Genomic DNA, 14,018 nt, shown 5'->3' with positions numbered 1-14,018 from the left:
ACAAGTTTTCTATTTAGTATTTTAAGACTTAATTTTAATTTTTTGCCCAACTTTTACAGTATTCCCAGATATATTATTCCACTTTTTTATGTCAGAGATTGTTACTCCATCATAACGTTGGGAGATATTCCATAGTGTGTCTCCAGGCCTAACAGTGTAAGTAGCAGATTTCTTGATAGTTTCTGAAGAAGTCTTAGCAGCAATACTGTTTGCTTTAACTTTTTGCTTTACATCTACATATATTACTAATCTTTCTCCAGCATTTACTTGAGATGAACGCTTGTTGTTCCATTTTTTGATATCTTTCATATTGACATCATATTTCATGGCTATTTTGTTCAAAAACTCACCTCTTTTCACTTTGTGAATTTTCTTAACTTGTTTGGTGATGTTTTTATACTTTACAGGAATTTCTTCTTGATCTTCATCAGAAGTATTCGATGCAGTAATGTGTGGTGTCGAAGTTTTTCTACCAATTACGATTGTACCATCATCAGTAGTAGTTACGCCACTGCCAGATGCCAACATTGTTGGGTTTTCAGAGTCGGAATTTTCAATTGAAATTGGTAATTCTCCTTTTCTGCTAGCAGAGTCCAAGATTGTCAATTTGTTTTCGTTAAAATACGCAAGGTTGGTGGCAGGCAGAGTCAACTCATATCCATAAGGCATTGCTGGTAGAATATTGCCTTTGATGTGAGGGTTTAATCTTTTGATTTCTGCAAGGTCTAACTGACTTAAAGAAGCCAAAACACTTAAATCAACATATTTTTCCAATATAACTTTCTCTACAGGAACTGTTTGTTTTATGTTAGTTGGAGTTATTCCATGAAGGTGTCCATAATTCATCATGTAAGCCAAAGCAATGAATTGTGGTACATAAGCTCTAGTGTCTGGGTGAATGTGTGGGTGAAGATCCCAATAATTTGAAAGGCCAGTAGAACGCATTGTTCTGCCAATTCTTCCAGGACCAGTATTGTAGGAAGCTAATGCCAAATCCCAATCATTGAATTTTTTGTAAAGTTGCTTCAAGTATCTACAAGCAGCATCAGTCGATTTTTCTATGTGCATACGTTCGTCTACATACTCGTTGATGGTTAGCCCCATTTCTTTGCCTGTAAAAGACATAAACTGCCAAAGTCCAACTGCCTTACTTCTCGATACCGCCTTGGGATTAAGTCCAGATTCTAGTAAAGCCAAATATTTTAATTCTTCTGGCATTCCATTTTGTCGAAGGGAATTTTCGAAAATTGGAAAATAAATCTCTTTTTCTTCCATCATGTGTTTAGAAAAACTAGGTCTTCTAATCAGAAAGAAATCGAGGTATTTTTTTACACTTTCGTTGTAAACCATGGGCATGGTTTTTTCTATCGCCTTGAGTCTCTGCTCAACAATCTGAGGATCTTCTATTAGAACTTTATATTCTTTTTTATCTCTTTCATCAAAGACAATTAACTCATAAGGATATATAATTTTGGGTTCTTCTGCAACTGTAGTATCGATGACTGCTTGGTCTTCAAGTATTACTGAATTCACTTGAGCATTTGAAGCAAAATTTAAACCGGCAATAAAAGAAAAGGTCAAAAGGAATTTTGAGATTTTCATATTAATAAAATGAGTTTTCACAATTTTAAATAAACTAAACGAGGTTTTTAGAAAAGCAATACTTCAAAACTAGTATTTTTTTTCTAAAAAAAATTATTAAACATAAAAAAAATGTTAGAAACTGGGTAGTTAATTGATTTTTTGAATGTTCAAGGCAAATTCTAACATCTTTTTTTCCCCAAATTCAGTGCCAAGTATCTGAAAACCAATAGGAAGTCCATTTGCGTTTTTACCATTTGGTATTGATATTGAAGGTAATCCAACTACATTGGCGTGAACAGTAAAAATATCTGCCAAAAACATCTCCATAGGGTCTGTACTTTTTACACCAATCTTAAAGGCTGGAGTTGGTGTTGTAGGCGATACTATAAAGTCGACTTTCTCAAAAAAGCTCTCAGTTTCTTTTTTTACTAGCTTTCTTACTCTTTGGGCTTTGGTGTAATAAGCATCATAATAATCAGCACTTAAAATAAAAGAACCAAGCATAATCCTTTTCTTTACTTCTTTTCCAAACCCTTCACCCCTGGTTTTTTTATACAAATCCTCTAGATTTGCCGCCTTTGGAGTTCTATAGCCATATCTAATACCATCATATCTAGAAAGATTTGAACTTGCTTCAGCCATGGTTAGAATATAATATGTTGGCAACAAATATTTCATTTTTGGAAATGAAAGAGGGACCAAAGTGTGACCAGCTTTTTTTAGCTCTTCAAGTTTGTCTTCTGTTCTTTTCTTCACTTCATAGTCAATTCCTTCAGAGTTTATAGCGTCTTCAAAATAACCAATGGTGTATTTTTTTTCTGAAGCAGAAACTGAACTGTAATCTTCAACAGGTAATTGTGAAACAGTGCTGTCATATTGATCACTTCCTGACATTACCTCCAGTAAAAGTGCGGCATCTTCGATAGAGTTAGTAATAGGGCCAATACAATCAAACGAGGAAGCGTATGCTGCCAATCCCCATCTAGAAATTCTCGAATAGGTAGGTTTTAGGCCGACTACTCCACAAAAGCCAGCTGGCTGACGGACAGAGCCTCCTGTGTCCGAGCCTATAGATGCATGGCATAGATTCGCTTGTACGGCGACTGCTGATGCACCAGATGAGCCTCCAGGTACTCGCGTTTTATCTGCAAAATTCAAGGTCGGCCCAAAAGCAGAGTTTTCGTTGGAAGAACCCATTGCAAACTCATCACAATTTTGTCTTCCTATTATTATTGCGTCTTCATCAAGCAGTCTTTGAATAGCGGTGGCCGTAAATTGAGATTTGAAACCATCAAGTATTTTGCTGCCAGATTGCAAACTATGATTCTTGTACGCGAGAACGTCTTTGATGCCAACTACCATGCCAGCAAGCTTTCCTGCGGTGCCGTTTATTATTTTTTCTTGTACAATTTCTGCTTGAGCCAAAGCCTCTTCTGCATAGACTTCAAGAAAAACATTTAAGTCTTTATTGATTTCAATATTGTCTATAAAACTCTTTACAGTAGCAGAAACGGTCGTTTGGTTACTTAGCAGTGCTTTACGATATGTATCATAGGTTTGATATATCACTTCTTTGGTCCTTTAAAAATAAAAAACAACAGGTTCAATATTTTCTATTGAAACTGTTGTTCAAAAAAATGTTTTCTAGGCTATTAATCTTCTGAATTTGCCGCTTTCTCTATATTTTCTTTTACATCTTTGGTAGCATCTTTAAACTCACGGATACCTTTGCCTAATCCACGAGCCAATTCCGGCAATTTTTTCGCACCAAAAAATAATAAGATTACAAATACTATAACGAAAATTTCAGTACCGCCTAAATTTCCTAAAAACAATAACGTTGCTAATTCCATGTTTGTAAATAATTGATGTACAAATTTAATAAATTAACCATAATAAAAAACTTTTTATTTTACCAATGGTGTTAAATCGTGTTAATCTATCGCTGAAAACTTAGTTTTTGTCAAGGAATATCTCTGTTCAATAGCCAAGTTTCGAATTTTTCAATTTCTTCTGCCACACTATTAAACACAAACGTTACCAAAGCGATGTCATCAGCAAATCCGAGCATGGGTATGAAGTCCGGAATAAGGTCTACTGGAGATAAAAAATAAACGAAAGCTGTAATGATAATTACCACGTTTTTGAGGTCAATTCCTCTGTAATCGCCAGTGGCATAAAACTTTAGTAGTTTACCCAACGTCATAATTTTCGAGGTGATGGACTGCATTACAGTGCTTTTGCCTTCGGCTTGTATTTTTTTTAAAACGCCCTTGAGCAGTGTTAATATACCAACTGCATTTGTTGAAATTCTAGATGCTTTTTTTAGTGAGGAATTATAGAAAACCGAATCTAAGATTTTTTCTAATATGTTGCTTGTGTTCATTGTCTACAGATATGAAAGAATACTTTTTAAAACCAATACAAATTAAGCCATTCTTTTGTAATATTTATCGAAAAAATATTAAAAATCAAAATGATATAATTGGCTATTATTAAAATTATACAATATTTTTGTTAAAATTTTTAAATCAAATAGGGTTTACCTAAAAATAGTTAAAATCACATGAAAGTTACAGTAATAGGTGCTGGTGCTGTCGGGGCTACTGCCGCAGACAATATCGCCAGAAAAGAAATAGCCTCTGAGGTCATTATTTTAGACATCAAAGAAGGTTTTGCAGAAGGTAAAGCTATGGACTTAGCTCAAACAGCCTCTATTGAAGGTTTCGATACTAAATTAGTGGGTGTTACCAATGATTATCAAAGAACTGCAAAGTCTGATGTCATAGTAGTTACGTCGGGTTTGCCACGTAAGCCAGGTATGACACGTGAGGAGTTGATTGGTATAAACGCCGGAATCGTTAGAACTGTTGTGACAAACGCCTTGGCTGTTTCGCCTAAAGCAGTTATTTTAATAGTGTCTAATCCTATGGATACCATGACTTACTTGACCTATCAAATAGCGGCAGAAATGGGTATTTCGAAAAGGAAAGTGATTGGAATGGGCGGTGCTTTGGACTCATCGAGATTCAGATACAGACTTGGTGAGGCTCTAAATGTGGCTCAAAGTGACCTTCATGGTATGGTTATAGGGGGGCATGGTGACACTACTATGATTCCTTTGACTCGATTAGCTACTTGGAATGGTATTCCTGTTAGCAGATTTTTGAGTGGAGAAAAACTGAAAGAAGTTTCTGACAAAACTATGGTAGGTGGGGCTACCCTTACGGGTCTGTTGGGTACTTCGGCTTGGTATGCTCCGGGTGCAGCAATTGGCCAAATCGTTGAGTCTATCCTTCGTGACGAAAAGAAAATTATCCCTTCATGTGTTTACTTGAATGGAGAATATGGCCAAAAGGATATCTGTATAGGTGTGCCAGTAGTAATTGGTAGAAGCGGATGGGAGAAAATAATAAACCTAAGATTGAGCAATGCCGAAAAAGAGGCATTTGAGAAATCAGCTGAGGCGGTAAGAGCTATGAACGCAGCTTTGTGATTTTCTTCCTTAGGCATATAAAAAAGCCCGAAAACTATAAAGTTTTCGGGCTTTTTTGATGGTATTGTTCTCGACAAAATAAACTACTCTACCGTAGAATAACCCAATATTTGTTTATGCCCATTTAAAACAATTTCAATTTCTAAATTTTTCATATCCAAACGGTTCACTTTATATTCATATTCGTTTATAGTCAATGTAGAGCCATCTGCAGTGAGTTTATAACTAAACACAGCATCTACATCTTCTGAATAACATTTGTTTTCTCCCTTTTTCCATTCATATTCGCCTGCTTTTTTCTTAAATGTGAATGTGTCGTCTTTTATGCAGTCAGTCAGTTGGTCAATTTCTGCGTTTTTAAATTGAGTTAGTTTCCAAGTTTTAGATAATCCAGCAGTTAGATAGTCTATTGGCATCAACTGGATTTCTTTCTCAATTGGAGTGCAAGAGGTTATAAATGAAAGCGTTACAAGAAGTAGTGAAATCTTTTTCATGATGTTTATTGTTTAGGAATGCAAAAAAAAAACTCTTAATTAGTCGTTACTAATTAAGAGTTGTTAAAAACCGTGCCAAAAAATAAAATAGAACTGTTTTTTGAAAAATTATATCTTTCCTAATGCTTTCAGCATTGTTTCTCCGATTTCAGCAGGAGAGTCTACTACGAAAATTCCGCATTCACGCATGATGGCCATTTTAGCTGCTGCTGTATCATCAGCTCCACCAATTATAGCACCAGCGTGACCCATTCTACGTCCTTTTGGTGCAGTTTGACCAGCTATAAAGCCTACAACTGGCTTTTTGTTGCCCGTTGATTTAATATAATGAGCAGCTTCTGCTTCCATTCCTCCACCAATTTCTCCAATCATAACTATTCCCTCTGTTTCTGGGTCGTTCATAAACATTTCCACAGCTTGTTTGGTGGTTGTTCCAATGATAGGGTCGCCTCCAATACCAATTGCTGTAGTTTGTCCAAGTCCAGCTTTGGTCAATTGATCCACTGCTTCGTAAGTCAAAGTACCTGATTTTGAAACCACACCAATAGTGCCTTTTTTGAAAATAAAACCAGGCATGATACCTACTTTACATTCTTCAGCGGTGATGATTCCTGGGCAGTTTGGCCCTATAAGTGTTACGTCTTTGTCTTGAATATAAGATTTGGCTTTCACCATATCTTTGGTTGGAATACCTTCAGTGATACAGATAATCACTTTGATACCAGCATCAGCGGCTTCCATAATGGCATCGGCTGCAAAACCCGGCGGTACAAAAATAATAGATACATCTGCTCCTGTGGCTGTTACTGCTTCCTCAACGGTGTTAAATACTGGCGTTTCTAAGTGTTTTTGACCACCTTTTCCCGGTGTTACTCCACCTACCACATTTGTACCGTAATCAATCATTTGTCCGGCATGAAACGAACCTTCCGATCCTGTGAAGCCCTGTACAATTACTTTCGAATTTTTGTTTACAAGAATACTCATCTTTATGGTTTTTTGCCGCTACGCGGACTAAATATTTAAATGATAAAAAATACTTATTAATTCTCCTCCAAATGTACCCTCGAAATTAGAAAAATACAAAAAACTCGGTAAAAAAATTTACCTAAAAAAGGTTAAGTATCTTATTGTAAGTATTTTAAGTTTTTTGGTAATAAAAAAAAGTATAAATTCTAAAATTTTAGAACTTATACTTTCTATAAATCGATTACAAGTTTTGATTAGATGCCAAAAGCAGCTTTTACTTTATCTACGTAATCCAATTTTTCCCAAGTGAATAATTCAACTTCAACTTCTGCTTTTTGACCAGCATTGTTAAAAGATTTCTTAACGATTTTTGACTCTCTACCCATGTGTCCATAAGCAGCTGTTTCTGAGTAAATAGGCGTGCGTAGTTTTAGTCTTTGCTCAATAGCATAAGGACGCATGTCGAATGTATTTTCCACTATTTTAGCAATTTCTCCATCAGAAAGTGACACTTTGGCTGTTCCATTGGTGTCAATGAAAATACCACATGGTTGAGCAACACCAATAGCATAAGAAACTTGCACTAATACTTCGTCACAAACTCCAGCTGCTACAAGGTTTTTGGCAATGTGACGTGTCGCATAAGCTGCGGAACGGTCAACCTTCGAAGGGTCTTTTCCTGAAAAAGCACCACCACCGTGAGCACCTTTACCACCATAAGTATCCACAATGATTTTTCTACCCGTAAGGCCAGTATCTCCGTGTGGTCCACCGATTACGAACTTACCTGTAGGGTTAATATGGTAAAGAATATCGTCTGTAAACAAAGCTTGAAGTTCAGGCTTAAGTTTAGCTTTTACTCTAGGAATAACGATATTGATAATGTCCGACTTGATTTTGGCAAGCATGGTTTCGTCTTCGTCAAAATCATCGTGTTGCGTTGAAACTACAATAGTATCAATTCTTTGCGGTTGGTTGTCATCAGAATACTCGATGGTAACCTGAGACTTAGAATCTGGTCTAAGATATTTAATTTCAGCATTTTCTCTTCTTACATCCGCCAATTCTTGAAGAATTTTGTGCGACAAGTCTAAAGCCAAAGGCATGTAGTTGTCGGTCTCTTTGGTGGCATATCCAAACATCATTCCTTGGTCACCAGCTCCTTGAGCATTTGCCTTGGCTTCGAAGTCGTCGCCAGACTTACGGTCAACGCCTTGGTTGATGTCTTTTGATTGTTCGTGAATTGCAGAAATAATTCCACAAGAATCTGCCTCAAACATGTACTCCGCTTTGGTATAACCAATTTTCTTGATTACGTCTCTTGCGATAGTTTGCACATCCAAATAAGTGCTGGTGTTAACTTCTCCTGCCAAAACCACCAATCCGGTAGTTACAAGGGTTTCACAAGCTACTTTTGAAGTGGCATCAAATGCCAAAAAGTGATCGATAAGTGCGTCTGAAATCTGATCCGCAACTTTGTCTGGGTGTCCTTCTGATACTGACTCAGAAGTAAATAAATAAGCCATTTTTTAAATTTTTAAAGATTTGAAAAAATTAGCAAGAGAATTGAATGTCAGGTGCTTTGCCGAAACTTTTTTGGTCGGGCGACCCACATCTTTTTTACCACCGCGGTGTTTCTAAGTACTCGGTTGGTTTCCTAATAAATCAGGAACTCTTGATGTAATGCAAAATTCAGAATTTTTGGTGAAACTAAAAAATGTTAGTGAAAAAATCTATTAAATTAGTATTTGTTAGAAAATTTAACTATTTAATATGGTTTTTTGCTTTTTGAAAAATAAAAATTTCTACAAAAAAGCATTTTTGAGCTTTTTCAAAATTATTGCAAAGAAGGCCATTCCGAATTTCACCTTTGGCGTTGACCACATTATTTTCAATTCTTCCCGAAAATTTGTTTCGCCATCTAGAAATTTGAAGACCAAAGAAATATGATTTTTGGAAAATAATTGATCGAAAACCTCAGCCATAGAGTGTCTGTTTTCTTGGATAACATTGAGTAGGGTAGAGGCGTATAGATTGTGCCGTTTTTGCCAAATGCTTGTTTTGAGTAAATCAATATGCTGTTTTTCAAGACTTTCTACTATTTTTTTTAGTTTTTTTTGGGTGTTAGAAAAAGTATATCCTGTAGCTGGATTGGTATAACCGCCAGAAGTGCCAATTCTGATAATTCTCTTTGAAGGATATTCTGTGATTTCAGTGTCTGACATGGGTATTACGCCAAATTCTTCCTCAATTACTCTGTAATCGGTTATTTTGAGTTCATTTTTTATATAATCAAAAAGGCTTTGGTCGTATTCCTTTTCTGAAAGAAGGTTTTCTGAAAACACTGTAAACTCCAAAATTGCTGTGTTTTTAGAAAATGGCAAAACGTACATAAATCTACATTCGGCTACTTTTTGGGGTATTCCAAAATTCATCATTTCAGGAATATCCTGTTCGAAAGTATTTTCTTTGGTTTCGATTACAAGGCCTTTAAAGTGCTGAAGGAAGTTGTGGTTATTGCTATTTTTAAGATCTAGCTGATGAGTGCTATCAAAAACATATTCAGCTTCAAACTTTGTTTTGTTTTTTGTTATAACAGTAACATTATCAGTATGTTCTGAAATAGAATCTATGGTGTCCAAGTAAAAACTAATATTTGGAAAGTCGTCTAGATGTTTATTTACGAAATCATAAAAGTCTATTCCCTTAAGTAGTTTGTATTTGTATTCTCCTAAGTCGTAAGTTTTTTCTAATTTGAGTGTGTCAACTATCTTTACTTTGTCCCATTTTTTGAAAAGAATTTCGTCGAAAGGATTGTCTATTTTTTCCCAAAAAGCCCAAGTTCTATCGTTTTTGGTTTTTCTTTCATGGTCAATTATTAATATGTTTTTTTTTGAAAGTGAAGACTTAGATAATTGATAAACTAGGGAAAGGCCAGACATGCCTCCTCCACAAATAATATAATCGTACATATTATTTTGAGATGTGAGTGTTGGCATTTACAGGATTGTTTATCAGACGTTTACATGTCTTTCTGAGTGGTAAGACGAACGTACCAGTGGACCAGACTCTACATATTTTATGCCTCTTTTTAAGCCTTCTTCTCTGTAAAGAGCAAACATCTCCGGATGAATAAACTCCAAAACTTCGTGGTGCATTTTGGTTGGCTGCAAATATTGGCCGAGTGTTAGTATATCACAGCCGTTTTCTGCCAAATGATCCATGGCCTCAAAAACCTCGTCTTTGGTTTCGCCCAATCCAAGCATTATGCCTGTTTTTGTACGTTTTCCGTATTCTTTGGTTTTTCTGATTTGTTCCAAGCTCCTTTCATATCTGGCTTGTGGCCTTACTCTTCTGTAGAGATTTTTTACGGTTTCCATATTGTGCGAAACTACTTCTTGTCCAGCCGAAATCATCCTGTATAAGGCATCCCAATCGCTTTTGGTGTCTGGAATTAAGGTTTCAATTGTAGTTTTTGGAGACAATTCTTTGGTTTGAACTACGGTTTGGTACCATATCTCGGCACCTTTGTCTTTCAGCTCGTCACGGTTTACGGAGGTTATTACTGCATGTTTTACCCCCATCGTTTTTATAGCTTCGGCCACTCTTTGTGGCTCGTCAGTATCGTATTCGGTTGGTCGGCCAGTGGCTACCGCACAAAAATTACAACTACGGGTGCAGATATTTCCAAGAATCATAAAAGTAGCAGTACCCTCACCCCAACATTCGCCCATGTTTGGGCAGTTGCCGCTTTGACAAATGGTGTGTAGCTTATTGTTATCAACAATCTCTCTTACTTTTCTATAACTCTCGCCAATAGGAAGTTTCACTCTAAGCCAATCTGGCCTTTTCTTTCTCTCACTCGGTTCCTTTACCTCCATTCTTTTTGTTTTTTACCAATTTCTTGTTTCCAAAGTACAAAGTTAAATAAAGCGTAGCAAAGGTCTGAGGATTATGTGAAAATTTGGGAGCCAATATCTCTGGTTCTTTGGCAAAAACCTCAAAAAGTGTCCCAAGCTCTACCCCGGTCACGTTATTATTGAAGGTTGAAATGTCAATATTGGTGGCCACTTTTGCGTGTAAGCCAGGATTAAACTTTAAGCCATTAAACATACTTTGGAAAATACTACCTGCACCTATTATGTAACTTGTATTGGTATGAATATCAGGGTTGTAAGCCACAGTTTGAGGTGAATCACCTTTTTGATTTGTATACTTAATATAATAAGGTTTTGAAAGGCCAATACTCGGTCCACCAGCTACTATTATGCTAAAACCCACACTGTTTTCGTCGCCTTTTTGGAAAAAGTAATACTCTCTGCCATATTGTGGTCGGATAGAAAAGAAATAATTGGTTTTGCCATAAACAAATTTGCTACCATAAGCACTTAATATGCTCTCCTCTCTTGGATTTTTGAGATTTATGGCTTCAATAGAAATATAACGATTGACAGGTTTACTTTTTCTTTTCGAGACAGGAAAAGAGTTTCGCAGAATTACTCCTCCCAACAAACTGGTGTAATTGTTTGTGGTAAGTCCATAGGATAGCGTTTTGGTGTCTATTTCTGTATCTTCATCAGCTTTTTGTGAAAAGCCTATAAAAGGTAAAAGAGCGGCCGTAAAAAATAAAATCAAATTTCTTCTAAACATCCTGAATCCCTATTGTAGTTTGAGTAAATATAGATTAATATTCCAAAATACTAACGAACAAACCTTAAAAAATGTTCTAAAGTAAATTATCTAATTATATTATTATATTTTTTTTGAAAAAAAACGATGCAAAACTTTGCTTTTTTGAAAAATTAGTCAAATTTCGTACCGATATCACCCCACGACAAGCGGGAGTCGAAAAAGCAAATTGTGCTTTTGATTGCAGCCGTAGTTCTGCCAATGCAATGCGTTCGATTTAGGCAGGATGTTAAACCTTCTTAGATAGATTTCTGAAATATAGGCCGGAAATCAGGAAAATTATCGAAATGATAAAATAAAATGCGGAAAGTTTTATTTTTGGTTGATTTGTGAAGTTGTTTTGAAATAAAATGACAGAAATAATGACCACCATCAAAGTGAATGAAAAAAGCAATGCCCAACCGAGTTTGTTTAAAATGTCCTTCAAAGTGTTTTTTTTACAAAATTAAATAATCGAAATAGAATTCTTTCTTTAATTCGCCATTTATTAAACCCAATTATTTTCAATTATACCGAAGTTTTAACAACTTGCAGTTTATATAAATTTAGCATTCAGATATGTCAAAAATTCAGTCATTCAAAGACGAGATTTCGAAAGGTTATACTTTTAAAGGTGATTTTATTGTTTTGGGAGCCGCCAAACTCGATGGTGAAGTGGTAGAAGGTACTCAGGTCAAAATACCCCTTAAAACCATGAACCGCCACGGTTTGATAGCTGGAGCTACCGGAACAGGCAAAACAAAGAGCCTGCAAGTATTGGCCGAATGTCTGAGTGATGCCAGTGTGCCTGTGCTGATGATGGATATAAAAGGCGATTTAAGTGGTATAGCCATGCCGGGCGAAGGAAAAGATTTTATTTTAGAAAGAACAAATGCTGCTGGTATTGAATATACGCCGAATGGCTTCCCGGTAGAAATGCTGACGCTAAGTGACCAAAAAGGCACTAAATTGAGAGCCACAGTGTCGGAATTTGGACCGATTTTGCTTTCGAAAATATTAGGTTTGAATGATACACAAGAAGGTATTGTGTCGGTAATGTTTAAATACTGTGACGATAATAAACTGCCTTTGCTTGATTTAAAGGATTTTATAAGAGTTATTCAGTTTTTGAGCGACGAAGGCAAAGACGAGTTTGAGAATAACTACGGAAGGATGTCTACTACTTCGCTGGGTACAATTATGCGAAAAGTAATAGAGCTTCAGCAGCAAGGAGCCGACGTGTTTTTTGGCGAAACTTCGTTTGATATCGACGATTTGATGCGGATTGACAACGAAGGGAAAGGGATGATTTCAATATTGAGAGTGATGGATTTGATGGATAGACCTAAGCTATTCTCTACCTTTATGTTGAGTCTTTTGGCAGAGTTGTATGCAAGTTTGCCCGAGGCTGGTGATGAAGATCGACCAAAACTGGTGATATTTATAGACGAAGCTCATTTGGTGTTCCAAGAAGCTTCAAAGGCCTTGTTGAATCAGATAGAAACAGTTATAAAACTCATCAGATCGAAAGGTGTTGGGATATATTTTTGTACACAAAATCCTCAAGATGTGCCATCGTCGGTTCTGGCTCAGTTGGGTTTGAAAGTACAGCATGCATTGAGAGCTTTTACTGCCAACGATAGAAAAGCCATAAAAGAAGCTGCCGGAAACTACCCCGAGACGGATTTTTACCAAACCGAAGATATTCTAACTGCTATGGGAATAGGAGAGGCATTGGTGACTTGTTTGAACGAAAAGGGCATTCCAACTCCACTGGCTGTTACTTTTATGTGTCCTCCTAGAAGTAGAATGGATATTTTGTCAGACGATGAAATAGAAGAAATCATAGAGAAATCGAAGATTGCCAAGAAATACAATGAAGTAATAGATCGTGAGAGTGCATACGAAATATTAAACGAAAAACTGAACACTGCGGACGAATCTGAAGAGCAAGAAGAGGCTCCAAAAGGAAAACAAGAGAAATCTACTTTAGAAACTATTTTGTCAAGCTCCGTTACTCGACAGATAGGTAGAACTGCTGCCAGTATCATCACAAGGTCGCTTTTGGGAGCTTTGGGCTTGGGTGGAAAAAAGAAAACTAGTTGGTTTTAAGACAATCAATATGGTAATAGGAATCGGTGGGCCGAGTAGGTCAGGCAAAAGTACATTGGCCAATCTTTTGGTGACGCATTTCAGAAGAAATGGCAAAAAAGCCATTATTTTTCACCAAGACGACTTTGTTTTTCCCGAAACCCAAATACCTAAAATAAAGGACAAAACCGACTGGGAATCACCGCTTTCTATTGATCACGATCTTATGCTAGAAGTCGTTGCTGATTTTAGAGAACGATTTGATGTAGTGATAGTGGAAGGTTTTTTTGCTTTTCATGATGCTCGGCTGAATGCTATTTACGAGAAACGCATTTTTGTGAAAATATCCAAACGCACCTTTATCATCAGAAAAGCCATGGACTCCCGCTGGGGCTATATACCCACTTGGTACATCGACCACATCTGGAAATCCTACCTCAAAATGGGCAAACCCTCTACGATAAAAACCGACTATCTAGAAGCCTCAGGAGAAGACGAGTTTGACATGAAAAAGATTTTGGGGTATTTGGAGAAATAGATAGGAAATAGGGTAAAGCTTCAAAAATTATAAGGAAACTGTTTCAGAAACTCATAAGGCAATAGACGAGAACCCCATAGATTTGGAAAAAAGAGAAAAACTAAACTACTCGAGATTAAGTTCAACATTGGCTTCATTCTAGGCATTGCATGCCGAACGAAGCCTTAGCTGTTAGTGG

13 protein-coding genes and 1 riboswitch are annotated in these 14,018 nt (G+C 36.5%); of the genes, 3 read left to right on the top strand and 10 right to left on the bottom strand.

Annotated features, from left to right (window positions below; all coding sequences use genetic code 11):
• Positions 1 to 21: 21 nt before the first annotated feature.
• From EGI26_RS00065 to EGI26_RS00050, 4 genes are all read right to left on the bottom strand, one after another.
• Complete coding sequence (locus EGI26_RS00065; RefSeq protein WP_255075504.1) at positions 22 to 1,602, bottom strand: lytic transglycosylase domain-containing protein; 1,581 nt, start codon at positions 1,600 to 1,602, stop codon at positions 22 to 24.
• Between the two features lie 129 nt (positions 1,603 to 1,731).
• Positions 1,732 to 3,153 carry an Asp-tRNA(Asn)/Glu-tRNA(Gln) amidotransferase subunit GatA gene (gatA, locus tag EGI26_RS00060; RefSeq protein ID WP_409035348.1) on the bottom strand — a complete coding sequence of 474 codons (1,422 nt, stop codon included), beginning with the start codon at positions 3,151 to 3,153 and terminating at the stop codon, positions 1,732 to 1,734.
• 83 nt (positions 3,154 to 3,236) lie between these two features.
• A complete protein-coding gene (locus EGI26_RS00055) occupies positions 3,237 to 3,437 on the bottom strand; it encodes a twin-arginine translocase TatA/TatE family subunit (RefSeq protein WP_255036369.1) in 201 nt (66 codons plus the stop codon).
• A 110-nt stretch (positions 3,438 to 3,547) separates the two neighbouring features.
• Positions 3,548 to 3,970, bottom strand: coding sequence for a YkvA family protein (locus tag EGI26_RS00050; protein WP_255075502.1), 423 nt, complete (start codon positions 3,968 to 3,970; stop codon positions 3,548 to 3,550).
• A 180-nt stretch (positions 3,971 to 4,150) separates the two neighbouring features.
• Here EGI26_RS00050 and EGI26_RS00045 point away from each other — a divergent pair, with 180 nt between their 5' ends.
• On the top strand, positions 4,151 to 5,080 hold the full coding sequence (locus EGI26_RS00045; RefSeq protein WP_255075501.1) for a malate dehydrogenase: 930 nt from the start codon (positions 4,151 to 4,153) through the stop codon (positions 5,078 to 5,080).
• A gap of 83 nt (positions 5,081 to 5,163) precedes the next feature.
• Here the strand turns inward: EGI26_RS00045 and EGI26_RS00040 are convergent, their stop codons facing one another.
• The 6 genes from EGI26_RS00040 to EGI26_RS00015 all read right to left on the bottom strand — a co-directional run bounded on the left by EGI26_RS00040 (position 5,164) and on the right by EGI26_RS00015 (position 11,193).
• A complete protein-coding gene (locus tag EGI26_RS00040; protein ID WP_255075499.1) occupies positions 5,164 to 5,574 on the bottom strand; it encodes a lipocalin family protein in 411 nt (136 codons plus the stop codon).
• Between the two features lie 108 nt (positions 5,575 to 5,682).
• Positions 5,683 to 6,561, bottom strand: coding sequence for a succinate--CoA ligase subunit alpha (gene sucD / locus EGI26_RS00035; RefSeq protein WP_255075498.1), 879 nt, complete (start codon positions 6,559 to 6,561; stop codon positions 5,683 to 5,685).
• 236 nt (positions 6,562 to 6,797) lie between these two features.
• Positions 6,798 to 8,069 (bottom strand): methionine adenosyltransferase, encoded by a 1,272-nt coding sequence (metK, locus tag EGI26_RS00030; protein WP_255075497.1) that lies wholly within the window; start codon positions 8,067 to 8,069, stop codon positions 6,798 to 6,800.
• Between the two features lie 56 nt (positions 8,070 to 8,125).
• A riboswitch (SAM-I-IV-variant riboswitch) is annotated at positions 8,126 to 8,230 on the bottom strand.
• A gap of 118 nt (positions 8,231 to 8,348) precedes the next feature.
• The gene (locus tag EGI26_RS00025; RefSeq protein WP_255075496.1) at positions 8,349 to 9,542 is read right to left on the bottom strand and encodes a lycopene cyclase family protein; all 1,194 of its coding nucleotides are present in this window, start codon (positions 9,540 to 9,542) and stop codon (positions 8,349 to 8,351) included.
• 15 nt (positions 9,543 to 9,557) lie between these two features.
• Positions 9,558 to 10,424: a lipoyl synthase gene (lipA, locus tag EGI26_RS00020; RefSeq protein WP_255075495.1), complete on the bottom strand. Its 867-nt coding sequence runs from the start codon at positions 10,422 to 10,424 to the stop codon at positions 9,558 to 9,560.
• Positions 10,402 to 11,193, bottom strand: a complete 792-nt coding sequence (locus EGI26_RS00015) for a hypothetical protein (protein WP_255075494.1) — start codon at positions 11,191 to 11,193, stop codon at positions 10,402 to 10,404. The genes lipA and EGI26_RS00015 overlap by 23 nt, the downstream gene beginning before the upstream one ends.
• 597 nt (positions 11,194 to 11,790) lie before the next feature.
• On the opposite strand from EGI26_RS00015, the gene EGI26_RS00010 reads away from it, so the two are divergent.
• Complete coding sequence (locus tag EGI26_RS00010; RefSeq protein WP_255075492.1) at positions 11,791 to 13,323, top strand: helicase HerA-like domain-containing protein; 1,533 nt, start codon at positions 11,791 to 11,793, stop codon at positions 13,321 to 13,323.
• Positions 13,324 to 13,333: 10 nt separating this feature from the next.
• Positions 13,334 to 13,840, top strand: coding sequence for a uridine kinase (locus tag EGI26_RS00005; RefSeq protein ID WP_255075491.1), 507 nt, complete (start codon positions 13,334 to 13,336; stop codon positions 13,838 to 13,840).
• The last annotated feature ends 178 nt before the right edge of the window (positions 13,841 to 14,018 follow it).

Source organism: Lacihabitans sp. CCS-44, from assembly GCF_024343735.1.
GTDB lineage: Bacteria > Bacteroidota > Bacteroidia > Cytophagales > Spirosomataceae > Leadbetterella.
Note: the sequence above shows the minus strand (reverse complement) of the source record. Positions and strands in the feature narration are given on the sequence as shown.

Bases quoted from the DNA above. Each gene is read 5' to 3' on its own strand.
- EGI26_RS00025 (WP_255075496.1), bottom strand. From the start codon at position 9,542: ATGCCAACACTCACATCTCAAAATAATATGTACGATTATATTATTTGT.
- EGI26_RS00005 (WP_255075491.1), top strand. From the start codon at position 13,334: ATGGTAATAGGAATCGGTGGGCCGAGTAGGTCAGGCAAAAGTACATTG.
- metK (WP_255075497.1), bottom strand. From the start codon at position 8,069: ATGGCTTATTTATTTACTTCTGAGTCAGTATCAGAAGGACACCCAGAC.
- EGI26_RS00055 (WP_255036369.1), bottom strand. From the start codon at position 3,437: ATGGAATTAGCAACGTTATTGTTTTTAGGAAATTTAGGCGGTACTGAA.
- EGI26_RS00045 (WP_255075501.1), top strand. From the start codon at position 4,151: ATGAAAGTTACAGTAATAGGTGCTGGTGCTGTCGGGGCTACTGCCGCA.
- EGI26_RS00050 (WP_255075502.1), bottom strand. From the start codon at position 3,970: ATGAACACAAGCAACATATTAGAAAAAATCTTAGATTCGGTTTTCTAT.
- EGI26_RS00015 (WP_255075494.1), bottom strand. From the start codon at position 11,193: ATGTTTAGAAGAAATTTGATTTTATTTTTTACGGCCGCTCTTTTACCT.
- lipA (WP_255075495.1), bottom strand. From the start codon at position 10,424: ATGGAGGTAAAGGAACCGAGTGAGAGAAAGAAAAGGCCAGATTGGCTT.
- sucD (WP_255075498.1), bottom strand. From the start codon at position 6,561: ATGAGTATTCTTGTAAACAAAAATTCGAAAGTAATTGTACAGGGCTTC.
- EGI26_RS00065 (WP_255075504.1), bottom strand. From the start codon at position 1,602: ATGAAAATCTCAAAATTCCTTTTGACCTTTTCTTTTATTGCCGGTTTA.
- EGI26_RS00040 (WP_255075499.1), bottom strand. From the start codon at position 5,574: ATGAAAAAGATTTCACTACTTCTTGTAACGCTTTCATTTATAACCTCT.
- EGI26_RS00010 (WP_255075492.1), top strand. From the start codon at position 11,791: ATGTCAAAAATTCAGTCATTCAAAGACGAGATTTCGAAAGGTTATACT.